This is a genomic window from Allosphingosinicella sp., assembly GCF_036387215.1.
GTDB lineage: Bacteria > Pseudomonadota > Alphaproteobacteria > Sphingomonadales > Sphingomonadaceae > Allosphingosinicella.
Window position 1 is genome coordinate 1 of sequence record NZ_DASVUE010000275.1, and the last position, 13,160, is coordinate 13,160.

A 13,160-nucleotide genomic window follows, 5' to 3' on the forward strand; every position below is an offset into this window, starting at 1 on the left:
CTGTCTCCATCGTAATTCCGCCGGTCGGGCAGAAGCGCGCCTCCGCAAACGGGCCGGACAGCGCTGCCAGGCCCGGAATGCCGCCCGATGCGACCGCCGGAAAGAATTTGAAGTGGCTGAGGCCGAGGTCGAGGCCGCGCATGATGTCTCCGGGCGACGATACCCCCGGAAGGAAAGGAAGACCGGACGCAATGGCGGCGCGGCCGATCCGCTCGGTAAGGCCGGGCGAGACCGCGAAGCGGGCGCCGGCGTCGATACTCTCCTGGAGCTGCGTTTCGTTCAGCACCGTTCCCGCTCCGACGACCGCGCCTTCCACGCGGGACATCTCCCTGATCACATCCAGCGCCGCGGGCGTCCGAAGCGTGACCTCCAGAACCCGGAGCCCGCCGGCGACCAGCGCTTCCGCAATGGCGCGTGCCTGGGCGACATCCTCGACGATCAGCACCGGGATCATCGGACACATGCGCATGATGCTGCCGATGTCTGTCACTGGCCATACTCCGCTGCGAAGGCTGCGGCGGCGCCGAACAGGCCTGGTTGTGGGTGGGTGATGAGCTTCACCGGGATTTCGTCCATCATCCGCTCGAAACGCCCCTTGGCGATAAACCGATCCCTGAAGCCCGAGCGGGGGAGGTGATTGAGAAGACGCTGGCCGAGCCCGCCCGCGATCACCACCGCCTGCGCGCCCTGGGCGAGGGCGATGTCTCCGGCAGCGGCGCCGAGAGCGAGGCAGAAGCGGTCGAACGCGGCTGCGGCAAGACTGTCCTCGCCGGCCATGGCCGCCTGCCAAAGCTCCTTGTCGTCGCGGAAGCGGATTGGGCGATCCTCGATCGCCGCCAGAGCCTCGTAGATGTTGGACAGGCCCTGGCCGGAGGCGACCCGCTCCACGGAGACGCGGCGGTAATGCTTCCTCAGATGCGTGAGGATCTGATCCTCCAGCGTGTCGAGCGGCGCAAAATCCACATGACCGCCCTCCGTCTCGATCACGTGATAGTGGTCACGGCGCCGGAGCAACTGTGCGACGCCGAGGCCGGTGCCGGGTCCGATGATGCTGATCACGCCTTCTTCAGGCAGCGGCCGCTCGGGCCCGCAAAGGTGGGCGAAGCACCTGTCTTCGAGCTGCGCGACGGCATGCGCCACCGCTCCGAAATCGTTGACGAGCGTGTAGCGTTCGGCGCCGAGCTTTCGCGGGATGAAGGCCGGACGGATCACCCAAGGATTATTGGTGAGCTTCAGCACCTCGCCCTGAACGGGACCTGCCACCGCGATCGAGGCGGCACCGGGGAGGGGTCGGCCGATCTGAGAGCCGAAATCCTCCCAAGCCGTCTGAAGGCTGGCATGGGCGGCGGTCTTCAACGTGATCTCGTCGTGGAGATGGAGGACTCGTCCGTTCTCGACCTCGGCGATCGCGAAGCGGGCGTGAGTGCCGCCGATGTCGACGGCAACGACCTCGCTCACGCAGCTTCCTCCATCGCGTGAAGCATGGCCGATGCGCCTTGCTCGGCGCCGTCCGCCCCGTTCCGCATCATCGCGAACAGCTCACGGCCGGTGCCGAGCTGAGCCCGGGGCATTGCCGCGGGCTCCCGCGCATCGAGATCGTCGACCAGTGCGCTGAGCTCGCCGGTCTCGGCCGAGAGACGGATGATGTCGCCGTCGCGCAGCTTCGCCAGCGGACCGCCTCCAAGCGCTTCGGGCGTCAGGTGGATCGCCGCCGGGACCTTTCCGGACGCGCCCGACATGCGGCCGTCGGTGACGAGCGCAACGCGGTACCCGCGGTCCTGGAGCACGCCGAGGGAAGGGGTGAGCTTGTGGAGCTCCGGCATTCCGTTCGCCCTCGGCCCCTGGAAGCGGACCACCACCACCACGTCCCGATCGAGCTCGCCGGCCTTGAAGGCCGCCAGGACCTCATTCTGGTCGGAGAAGATGCGCGCCGGCGCCTCCACGGTCCAGCGGGAGCTGTCGACGGCGCTGGTCTTGAAGGTGGCGCGGCCGAGATTGCCGTGGACGAGCCGCATTCCGCCATCGGGCTGGAACGGATCGTTCGCGGCGCGAAGCATCGTCGGATCGAGCGTCTCCTGAGGCGGATCGCGCCACACCAGCTTACCACCATCCAGAGCGGGTTCCCTGGCGTGGTCGGCCAGCGTCTCGCCGGCGACGGTCATGATGTCGTCGTGAAGGAGGCCCTCGTCCAGGAGAGTTCGGATGACGAAGCCGATGCCGCCCGCCGCTTGGAAGTGATTCACGTCGCCAGAGCCGTTCGGATAGATGCGCGCGATGAGGGGGACGGCGGCCGACAGGGCATCCAGATCCTCCCAATCGATCACGATCCCGGCTGCGCGTGCAATGGCGGGGAGGTGGATCGCATGGTTCGTCGAGCCGCCGGTGGCAAGCAGGCCGACGGCGGCGTTGACGATCGCCTTCTCATCGACGCAGAGGCCCAGCGGGCGATAATCGTTGCCGTTCCAGCCGATCTGGCTGAGCCGGTGCACTGCGGCGCGGGTGAGCTCCTGGCGCAGCTTCGTGCCCGGATTGACGAAGGCGGCGCCCGGCATGTGGAGGCCCATCACTTCCATCATCATCTGGTTGGAATTGGCGGTGCCGTAAAAGGTGCAGGTGCCGGGGCTGTGATAGCTCGCGGATTCGGCTTCGAGCAGCTCCTCGCGCGTCGCTTTCCCCTCGGCATAAAGCTGGCGGACGCGGACCTTCTCCTTGTTGGCTAGGCCCGTCGGCATCGGACCGCCGGGAACGAGGATCGTCGGCAAATGGCCGAAGCGGAGCGCGCCGATCAGCAGGCCCGGCACGATCTTGTCGCAGATGCCGAGGAGAGCCGCAGCCTCGAACATGCCGTGGCTGAGCGCGATCGCGGTGGAGAGCGCGATCGTATCGCGGCTGAAGAGCGACAGCTCCATCCCCGCCTGGCCTTGAGTCACACCGTCGCACATTGCCGGGACGCCGCCCGCCACCTGGGCGGTGGCGCCGACCTCGCGGGCGAACAGCTTCATCTGCTCCGGGTAGCGGCCATAGGGGGCATGGGCGGAGAGCATGTCGTTATAGGCTGTGACGATGCCGATATTGGTCGAGCGGACGCCGCGAATGGCCGGTTTGTCCTCCTCGGCGGCGGCGAAGCCGTGGGCGAAGTTGCCGCAGCTCATCGTTGCCCGGCTGATCCCGCGCTCCCGCTGCTCGCGGATGAGCGCGAGATAGCGTTCGCGGGTCGGGCGGGACCGCTCCACGATCCGCGCCGTCACCGCCTCGACGGCAGGTTTGATCCTATTCATGCCATGTCACTCCGTCGCGCTCGGTCAGCGCTATCGCGGCGGAAGGGCCCCATGTTCCCGCTGCATAGGATTTGGGAACGATCGCATTGCTTTGCCAGCCGTTCCTGATGCCATCGATCCATTCCCATTGCGCCTCCACTTCGTCGCGGCGGACGAAGAGGGTGGGATCGCCTTCGATCAGGTCGAGGATCAGGCGCTCATAGGCGATCCGGCGGCGGGAATCGGCGAAGGCGTTGGCAAGGCCGAGATCGAGCGGCACTTCGCGCAGGCGAATTCCTTCGCGGTCGAGCCCGGGCTGCTTCGCCATCATCAGCAGGCTAATCGTCTCCTCGGGTTGCAGCCGGATGACGAGCTTATTGGGCTGCACGGTCGCCCCGCGCGAGGCGAAGATCGAATGCGGCACGCCCTTGAACTGGATGAAGATCTGGGTGTGCCGCTCGGGGAGGCGCTTGCCGGTCCGCATGTAGAAGGGAACCCCCTTCCAGCGCCAATTGTCCACGTGCGCCTTCAAGGCGACGAAGGTCTCGGTGCTGGAAGGCTTGCCGAGTTCGTTCGCATAGCCGGGTAATGGAGCGCCGGCGACCGCGCCGGCGGTATATTGACCCGTGACGGTGGAGGCGGCGGCGCTGGACCCGTCGATCGGCCGGAGCGAGCGGAACACCTTCACCTTCTCGTCCCGGACGGCGGCCGCGCTGAACTGCGAGGGAGGCTCCATCGCCACCAGCGCGAGCAGCTGCAGCATATGGTTCTGGACCATGTCACGAAGCGCGCCCGAGCCGTCATAATAGCCGGCGCGGCCTTCGAGGCCGACCGTCTCCGAGACGGTGATCTGGACATGCTCGATCCCGCCGGCATTCCAGAGCGGCTCGAACAGGGTGTTCCCGAAGCGGAGCGCGAGCAGGTTCTGGACCGTCTCCTTGCCCAGATAATGGTCGATCCGGAACGTGCGCTCCTCGGGGAAGGCGGCAGCGACGGCGTCGTTGATCGTTCGGCTCGAGGCGAGATCGGAGCCGAGCGGCTTTTCGAGCGCAAGGCGGACATCGGGACCGGCAAGGCCTGCCCCTTTGAGGCCTTCGATGGTGGGACCGAACAGGGAGGGAGCCGTCGAAAGGAAGATGGCGAGGCCATTGTCGAGCGGTCCCACCGCTTCCGCCAGGGCCAAGAAGCCGTCTGGATTGCTCGCATCCAGGGGCACATAGCTGAGTCTATCGAGGAAACGCCGCACCTGCTCGGGCCGCAGCCGCTCGGCATCGACATGACGCTCGAGCGCTTCGGCGGCGGTGGCCCGGAAGCCGTCGGCGTCAAGGTAGCTTCGGGCGGTTGCGACGATGCGAAGGTCGCCGGGAAGCAGCCCGTCGCCGTCCAGCCCGAACAGCGACGGCAGAAGCATGCGCTGCGAAAGATCACCGGTCGCTCCGAACAGCAGCAATGTGTGGCAGGGGATCCTTGGCATCATCCACTTGGGAAGCAGGAAGGGAAGGGGGATGTCAACGCCGGGAGCGGCTCCGGCAGCTCAGGCATGTACCGGACGTGGCACAAGCTGCAGGCAACGCAACGGGCGATCAGCCGCGCCCGCTTCCATTCGGCCGGCGGGCGCGCCTGTAGACGCTGCTCGCAGCTCTGGGGACGATTACCGTCGCGACCAGAGCGCCGACTACCCAGCCGAGATATAACAAAGCCGAATCTCCCTGTTCGCAACGGCACCCAATGCTGTCTTCTGCGGGCTTTTCAACGGCAAGTTGTTCCACGGCAGGCTTTTTTCTGCGGCGGGTGCGCTCGACCCTGCTTTGCCGCTGAAAACCGGTGCGGTAAGGGGAGCTTAATCAGCTGAAAGTCATAGAGATTTTTTCCGCGCGAAAGCTGCGGACTCTGTTATGTTCGAGCGCGCCGGCCGGGGGGCCGGTTTGGTATAGTCCGGGGGGAAGAGGTGCTGAAGGAGCATTAAGTGAACGCCGAAACCCAGCGCGATTTTCTCGACCGCCGCCAGCTCGTCACCGCCTTGCGGTCGCTGAGGCGGGGTGACTTCACAGTGCGCCTGCCGGAGGATTTTGCCGGCCCCGACAACGAGATCGCGCGCCTCTTCAACGAGGTGGTCTCGATTGAAGAGGAAGTGACCAAGGAGTTCGAGCGGCTCTCGGTGGTCGTCGGCAAGGAAGGCAAGATCACTCAGCGCGGGCGCGTCCGCGGCGCCACCGGCGGCTGGGAAACCAAGATGCGCGCGGTGAACGAGCTGATCGAAGACATGGTGCAGCCGACCGCCGAAGTGTCGCGCGTCATCGGTGCCGTGGCCAAGGGCGATCTCTCCCAATCCATGACGGTCGAGATCGACGGCCGCCCGCTTCGCGGCGAGTTCCTTCGCATCGGCAAGGTCGTGAACACGATGGTGGAGCAGCTCGCCTCCTTCGCGTCGGAAGTGACGCGCGTCGCCCGCGAAGTCGGCACCGAGGGCAAGCTCGGCGGCCAGGCGACCGTGAAGGGCGTCGCCGGCACCTGGAAGGATTTGACCGACAACGTGAACGCGATGGCGACCAACCTCACGGGTCAGGTGCGCAACATCGCCGAAGTGACGACCGCGGTGGCTTCGGGCGACCTTTCCAAGAAGATCACCGTCGAGGTGAAGGGCGAAATCCTCGAGCTGAAGAACACCATCAACACGATGGTGGACCAGCTCAACTCGTTCGCATCCGAAGTCACCCGCGTGGCCCGCGAAGTGGGTACGGAAGGGAAGCTCGGCGGACAGGCGCGCGTGGAAGGCGTCGGCGGCACCTGGAAGGATCTCACCGACAACGTGAATTTGATGGCCGCGAACCTCACCGGCCAGGTCCGCAACATCGCCGAAGTGACGACGGCCGTGGCCTCGGGCGACTTGTCCAAGAAGATCACGGTGGACGTGAAGGGCGAGATCCTCGAGCTCAAGAACACGATCAACGTCATGGTCGATCAGCTCAACGGCTTCGCGTCGGAAGTGACGCGCGTGGCGAGGGAAGTGGGTACCGAGGGTAAGCTTGGCGGCCAGGCGCAGGTGCCGGGCGTCGCCGGTACCTGGAAGGATCTCACGGACAACGTGAACCTGATGGCCGACAATCTCACGGGCCAGGTCCGCAACATTGCCGAAGTGACGACTGCGGTGGCCTCGGGCGACTTGTCCAAGAAGATCACGGTGGACGTGAAGGGCGAGATCCTCGAGCTCAAGAACACGATCAACGTGATGGTCGATCAGCTCAACGGCTTCGCCTCGGAAGTGACGCGCGTGGCGAGGGAAGTGGGTACGGAGGGCAAGCTCGGTGGCCAGGCGCAGGTGCCCGGCGTCGCCGGAACCTGGGCCGACCTTACCGACAACGTGAACCTGATGGCCGCGAACCTGACGGGCCAGGTCCGCAACATCGCGGACGTGACGACCGCGGTGGCGAAGGGCGACCTTTCCAAGAAGATCACCGTGGAGGTGAAGGGCGAGATCCTGGAGCTGAAGAACACCATCAACACGATGGTGGACCAGCTTAACGGCTTCGCTTCCGAAGTGACGCGCGTGGCCCGCGAAGTGGGCTCCGAAGGGAAGCTGGGCGGCCAGGCCAAGGTGGAGGGCGTCGCCGGCACCTGGGCCGACTTGACTGACTCGGTGAACCTGATGGCCGGCAATCTCACCGCCCAGGTCCGCAACATCGCCGAGGTGACCACCGCCGTGGCCCGCGGCGACCTCTCCAAGAAGATCACCGTGGACGTGAAGGGCGAGATCCTGGAGCTCAAGGACACCATCAACGTCATGGTGGACCAGCTCAATTCGTTCGCGTCCGAAGTGACCCGCGTGGCCCGCGAAGTGGGCTCGGACGGAAAGCTCGGCGGCCAGGCAAAGGTGGAAGGCGTCGGCGGCACCTGGAAGGATCTGACCGACAATGTGAACGCCATGGCGGCGAACCTCACCGGCCAAGTGCGCAACATCGCGGAAGTGACCACCGCGGTGGCGCTGGGCGATCTTTCCAAGAAGATCACCGTGGACGTGAAAGGCGAGATCCTCGAGCTCAAGAACACGATCAACACCATGGTCGATCAGCTGAACGGCTTCGCCTCCGAGGTGACCCGCGTGGCCCGCGAGGTCGGCACCGAAGGCAAGCTCGGCGGCCAGGCGCAGGTGCGCGGCGTCGCCGGCACCTGGAAGGACCTGACCGACAACGTGAACCTGATGGCCGAGAACCTCACCGGCCAGGTCCGCAACATCGCCGACGTGACGACCGCCGTGGCGAGGGGCGATCTTTCGAAGAAGATCACCGTGGAGGTGAAGGGCGAAATCCTTCAGCTGAAGGACACCATCAACACCATGGTGGACCAGTTGAACGGCTTCGCGTCGGAAGTGACCCGCGTCGCCCGCGAGGTCGGCACCGAGGGCAAGCTCGGCGGCCAGGCGCAGGTGCCGGGCGTCGGCGGCACCTGGAAGGATCTCACGGACAACGTGAACCTGATGGCCACCAACCTCACCAACCAGGTGCGCGGCATCGCGGACGTGGTGACCGCGGTTGCGCAGGGTAACTTGAAGCGGAAGCTGACCGTGGACGCCAAGGGCGAGATCGCCGCGCTGGCCGAGACGATCAACTTCATGATCGACACGCTGTCGACCTTCGGCGACCAGGTGACCAACATGGCCCGCGAGGTCGGCATCGAAGGCCGGCTCGGCGGCCAGGCACGCGTCCCGGGCGCCGCCGGCCTGTGGCGCGACCTTACCGACAACGTGAACCAGCTGGCCGCGAACCTGACCAACCAGGTGCGCTCGATCGCCGACGTGGCGACCGCCGTCACCAAGGGCGACCTTACCCGCTCGATCGCGGTGGAGGCGTCGGGCGAGATGGCCGCGCTTAAGGACACGATCAACGAGATGATCCGGAATCTGAAGGATCAGACGCTGAAGAATGCCGAGCAGGATTGGCTCAAGACCAACCTCGCGCGGTTCAGCCGGATGCTTCAGGGCGAGCGCGATCTTACGACCGTGTCGAACCTCATCATGTCCGAGCTCGCTCCGCTGGTGAACGCGCAATACGGCGTCTTCTACGTGACGAAGCGCGAGGGGGACGAGACGGTGCTGGACCTCGTCGCAAGCTACGGCGCCGAGAATATCGACGAGCTGAAGCCGCAGTTCAAACTGCGCGAAGGCCTCGTCGGGCAAGCGGCCGCGGACAAGCGGGCGATGCTTCTGCAGAACGTGCCGGGCGAATTCATCCGCATCGGCTCAGGCCTCGGCCACGCAGCGCCGGCCAACGTCAACATCCTGCCCGCCCTCTTCGAGGATGAGGTGAAGGCGGTGATCGAGCTCGCATCGTTCAGCGAGTTCAACGAAACCCACCAGAGCTTCCTCGACCAGCTGATGGAATCGGTCGGCATCGTGCTCAACACGATCGCCGCCACGATGAGGACGGAGGGTCTCCTCAAGCAGTCGCAGCTGCTGACGCAGGAGCTTCAGGCCCGCCAGACCGAGCTCACCACCAAGCAGGAAGAGCTCCACAACACCAACGAAGAGCTTCAGGAGAAGGCGCAGCTTCTCGAGAACGAGAAGAAGCAGGTGGAAGCCAAGAATATCGAGATCGAAATGGCCCGCCGCGCGGTGGAGGAAAAGGCCGAGCAGCTCGCGCTCACGTCCAAGTACAAGTCCGAGTTCCTTGCGAACATGTCGCACGAGCTTCGGACGCCGCTGAACTCGCTTCTGATCCTGTCGAAGCTGCTCGCCGACAACCCGCAGGGCAACCTCAACGAGAAGCAGACGGAGTTCGCTCGCACCATCCACGGCGCCGGATCGGATCTTCTGAGCCTCATCAACGACATCCTCGACCTCTCCAAGATCGAATCCGGAACGGTGTCGATCGAGGTGGGCGACATGCCGATGAGCGGCCTCAAGCAGCATATGGAGCGTACGTTCCGGCAGCTGGCGGCGGACAAAGGCCTCGACTTCAACGTCGAATTCGACACCAGCCTGCCGTCCAGCATCCGCACCGACGAAAAAAGGCTGCAGCAGGTGGTGCTCAACCTTCTGTCGAACGCCTTCAAGTTCACCTCGCAGGGTGGGGTCACCCTCGCGGTGCGGGCGGCGACCGGCGGCTGGAGCACCAACCATCCCGTGCTTCGCGGCGCCGAGCGGGCGATCGAGATCGCGGTTACGGACACCGGCATCGGCATCCCGCAGGACAAGCAGAAGCTCATCTTCGAAGCCTTCCAGCAGGCCGACGGCACCACCAGCCGCAAATATGGCGGCACCGGCCTCGGCCTCTCGATCAGCCGCGAGATCGCGCGGCTGCTGGGCGGCGAGCTGCAGGTGAGGTCGATCCCCGGAGAGGGCTCCACCTTCACCCTGTTCGTCCCGCTGCAGGCGGCTTCGCCGGCCACGACCAGCACCGGCGGCAGCACCGCCCGCTACGACAATAGCGGAGCGATGGTGCCCTCGGCGCTTCCGCTCGGCTTCGAAGTCAGCGACGATCGCGATGCTCTCGGCGACGATCCGTTCGTGCTGATCGTCGAGGACGATCCCACCTTCGCCTCGATCCTGCTCGATCTGGCGCGGGATGCCGGGCTGAAGGGTGTCGTCTCGACGGCGGGTGCGGGCACGCTGGCAATGGCGCGCAAGCTCCAGCCGCACGCCATCACGCTCGATCTCGGCCTCTCCGACATCGACGGCTTCGTGCTTCTCGACCTGTTGAAGCATGACCCGCTGACCAGCCACCTGCCGATCCACGTCATCTCGGGCGCCGATAAGGTCGCCTCGGTGATGGACATGGGCGCGTTCGGAGTGACCGAGAAGCCGGCCGACCAGGAGGAGCTGGCCAAGGTCTTCCAGGAGCTGTTCGGCCACATCAAGAGCAGCGAGCCGCACGTGGTCGTGACCGAAGGCGCGAACGATGTCCTTCCCAGCAGCCGCTCGGTTCCGGAACTCAAGGGCGCGAAGATCCTGATCGTCGATGACGACATCCGGAACATCTACTCGCTCACTAGCGTGCTCGAGAGCTATGAGGTGGAAGTCCTTCACGCCGAGCGCGGCCGCGACGGCATCCGGATTCTGGAGGAGACGCCGGACATCGACATCGGCCTCATCGACATCATGATGCCGGAAATGGACGGCTACGAGACGATGCAGCACATCCGGGCCAACCCGAAGCTCGCCGACGTGCCGCTGGTTGCGGTCACCGCCAAGGCGATGAAGGGCGACCGGCAGAAGTGCCTCGATGCCGGCGCGTCCGATTATATCGCCAAGCCAGTGGACATCGAGCTGCTGCTGGCGCTGCTTCGGGTCTGGATCGGCCGGTCGCGCGAGCGTAACGCAGTGCCGGAAATGCCGCTTGAGAAGAACGCGGCGGAGTAACAGATGACGGTCGAACAGCGAATGCGGGGAGGCCGCGCCTCCCCGCAGAGCGCACTGCCAATGGGAGAAGTGCCCATCGAGATCGAACCGGCCGAGCGGGCGAGGGTCCTCGTGGTCGACGACGACGAGCGCAACCTGCTCGCGATCCGGACGGTGCTCGAGGATGTGGCCGATGTCGTAGAGGCGACGTCGGGCGAGGAGGCGCTGCGCCAGCTCCTCAAGGGCGAGTTCGCAGTCATCCTGCTCGACGTCTACATGCCCGGAATGGACGGCTACGAGACCGCCCAGATCATCCGCAGCCGCGAGCAGACCAAGCGCATCCCGATCGTCTTCCTATCAGCCGTCAACAAGGAGACGCAGCACCTGATCCGCGGCTATTCGATGGGCGCGGTCGATTACGTGTTCAAGCCGGTCGAGCCGCTGGTGCTGCGCTCGAAGGTCGCCGTGTTCGTCGACCTGTTCACGATGCGCAAGGAGATCCAGCGGAAGGCGCGGCAGGAGCAGCAGCTGCTCGACGCGAACCTTCGCGCCAATTCGGAGCGCCTCAGGGCCGAGCAGCAGCTTCGGCTTGCGGAGCAGCGGCAGGCTGCGATCATCGAGTCGCTGCCGATCATCCTCTATCTCGAGGATCTCGACGCCAGCCCGCGCATCCCGAAGTTCGTCAGCGGCAATTTCTCGGCACTGACAGGCTTCGAGTTCGACCAGATCCTCGCCTCGCCGACGCTTTGGATCGAGCGGCTTCACGAGGACGATCGCGACCGGGTGGTCGCTGCGCTCGGCGCCCGCCGGTCCGGCAATTCGCTCTCGGTCGAGTATCGCTGGCAGTGCGCCGACGGCCAGTACAAGCATTTCCTCGACCAGGCCGTGCTGCTGCGCGACCCGCGCGGCAATCCCGTCGAATATGCAGGCACCCTGCTCGACGTCACCGACCGCAAGGACCTCGAGACGCAGCTCCTCCAGGCGCGGAAGATGGACGCGATCGGCAAGTTGACCGGCGGCATCGCGCACGATTTCAACAATCTGCTCGCAGCGGTGCTCGGCGGCCTGGGGCTGCTGGAGCGGCGGGTCGAGCTCGCCGAGGATCAGCGGAAGGTGCTGACGATGACGAGGCACGCGGCCGAGCAGGGCTCGGAGCTTGTCGGCCGTCTCCTCTCCTTCGCGCGCCGGCAGAAGCTGGAGCCGGCGGCGGTCGAGATCAGCAGGCTTTCGGCCACCGTCACGGATCTCCTTGCCCACACGCTCGGCGGGCTCGTGGAGCTGGACTGGGCGATGGAGGAGAGCCTCTGGTGCGCCTATGCGGACGAAGCGCAGCTCGAGCTCGCGCTGATGAACCTCATCATCAACGCCCGCGATGCGATGCCCGACGGCGGCACGATCAAGGTCTCGGCCGCGAACCGCGAGCTGCGTACCACCGGCGACTTCGGCCTTCCCCCCGGCGACTATGTCGTCCTCGCGGTGACCGACACCGGCTGCGGCATCGCTCCCGAAATGCTGGAACAGGTGATGGAGCCGTTCTTCACCACCAAGGAAGTCGGCAAGGGCACCGGCCTCGGCCTTTCAATGGTCTACGGCTTCGTCAAGCAATCGGGCGGTGCGATCCGGATCGACAGCAATGTCGGCGCCGGCACCCGCGTGGAAATCTGGCTCCCCCGCGCTCCCGCGGCGATGACCGACGCTTCCGTCGCGGTAACGGGCGAGGGCACGAAGCCGTTCGACCGTTCGCTCAACATCCTTCTGGTCGACGACCATCCGGGCGTGCGCGCAACGACTGCGGCGCTGCTTCAGGACCTCGGCCACCAGGTCACCGAGGCATCGGACGGGCCGGAGGTGATCGCGCTGTTGAAGAAGGACCCGGAGGCAGTCGACCTCATCATCAGCGACTATGCGATGCCGCACGTCTCCGGCACCGAAGTGATCCAGCAGGCGCGTCGCATCAGGGACGGAATGCCGGCCATCATCATCACCGGCTATGCGGAAGCGGGATCGATCTCGAAGCGGCCCGAGGATGTGCCGGTGCTTGCCAAGCCGTTCGCGCCCGAGCAGCTGGCCGCCGCCATCGTCGCAGTGTGCGGCGATCAGCCGGTCGAGGCGGAACAGCCGATCCGCGCACTCAGCGCGTAGCCCGAAAGCAGAAGGACGCCCCCGCCTGCAGGAGCAGGGGCGTCCTCTACTGGGCCTGATACGCGGCCGGGACTGGTTGGCGGCCCGTCAGTCCTGCTGCGAGAGCTGATCGGGCTTCGTCCGCGCCTGTTCGGCGCGGTGCCGGTCCAGCAATTCGGCGGACCTGGCGATAAGTTCTTTACTCGCTTCGATATTCTCGCGGAGCGCGGCCTGCGTGCTCTCGAGCTCCGCAAGCGTTTCGTCATGCTGTTTGCGCGGCATCAAATGGGTACTCGGGGGTAAGCGGCTCATTAACGCATGTCAGCATCGGCCGTTTCCATGCGTTCGAAAAGGTTCTTCGGGCTGTGACGCATCTGCAACAGGCCTGCGCCCCGGCAGACCATTGCGCAGCGTCGCCAGCCGTGTGATCAGGCGCGGACCCGGACAAG

General features: G+C 65.5%; 7 protein-coding genes. 2 read left to right on the top strand and 5 right to left on the bottom strand.

The window, feature by feature from the left end:
• The 4 genes from eda to zwf form a co-directional block, all read right to left on the bottom strand.
• Nucleotides 1-469, bottom strand: a 469-nt coding sequence (gene eda, locus VF662_RS11255) for a bifunctional 4-hydroxy-2-oxoglutarate aldolase/2-dehydro-3-deoxy-phosphogluconate aldolase (RefSeq protein ID WP_464141142.1), incomplete at its 3' end; no start/stop codon positions are given.
• Nucleotides 470-486: 17 nt separating this feature from the next.
• The gene (glk, locus tag VF662_RS11260) at nucleotides 487-1,458 is read right to left on the bottom strand and encodes a glucokinase (protein WP_464141129.1); all 972 of its coding nucleotides are present in this window, start codon (nucleotides 1,456-1,458) and stop codon (nucleotides 487-489) included.
• Nucleotides 1,455-3,278 carry a phosphogluconate dehydratase gene (gene edd, locus VF662_RS11265; protein WP_464141131.1) on the bottom strand — a complete coding sequence of 608 codons (1,824 nt, stop codon included), beginning with the start codon at nucleotides 3,276-3,278 and terminating at the stop codon, nucleotides 1,455-1,457. Before edd ends, glk begins: the two co-directional genes overlap by 4 nt.
• A complete protein-coding gene (zwf, locus tag VF662_RS11270; protein WP_464141133.1) occupies nucleotides 3,271-4,731 on the bottom strand; it encodes a glucose-6-phosphate dehydrogenase in 1,461 nt (486 codons plus the stop codon). Before zwf ends, edd begins: the two co-directional genes overlap by 8 nt.
• A 492-nt stretch (nucleotides 4,732-5,223) precedes the next feature.
• On the opposite strand from zwf, the gene VF662_RS11275 reads away from it, so the two are divergent.
• Nucleotides 5,224-10,611: a HAMP domain-containing protein gene (locus VF662_RS11275; protein ID WP_464141135.1), complete on the top strand. Its 5,388-nt coding sequence runs from the start codon at nucleotides 5,224-5,226 to the stop codon at nucleotides 10,609-10,611.
• 3 nt (nucleotides 10,612-10,614) lie between these two features.
• Nucleotides 10,615-12,732 (top strand): response regulator, encoded by a 2,118-nt coding sequence (locus tag VF662_RS11280; RefSeq protein WP_464141138.1) that lies wholly within the window; start codon nucleotides 10,615-10,617, stop codon nucleotides 12,730-12,732.
• 87 nt (nucleotides 12,733-12,819) lie between these two features.
• Here the strand turns inward: VF662_RS11280 and VF662_RS11285 are convergent, their stop codons facing one another.
• Nucleotides 12,820-12,996 (bottom strand): hypothetical protein, encoded by a 177-nt coding sequence (locus VF662_RS11285; protein ID WP_464141140.1) that lies wholly within the window; start codon nucleotides 12,994-12,996, stop codon nucleotides 12,820-12,822.
• Nucleotides 12,997-13,160 lie beyond the last annotated feature (164 nt).

What these genes read in the sequence shown, in the direction of transcription:
- edd (WP_464141131.1), bottom strand. Translation starts at nt 3,278, where the DNA reads ATGAATAGGATCAAACCTGCCGTCGAGGCGGTGACGGCGCGGATCGTG.
- VF662_RS11280 (WP_464141138.1), top strand. Translation starts at nt 10,615, where the DNA reads ATGACGGTCGAACAGCGAATGCGGGGAGGCCGCGCCTCCCCGCAGAGC.
- zwf (WP_464141133.1), bottom strand. Translation starts at nt 4,731, where the DNA reads ATGCCAAGGATCCCCTGCCACACATTGCTGCTGTTCGGAGCGACCGGT.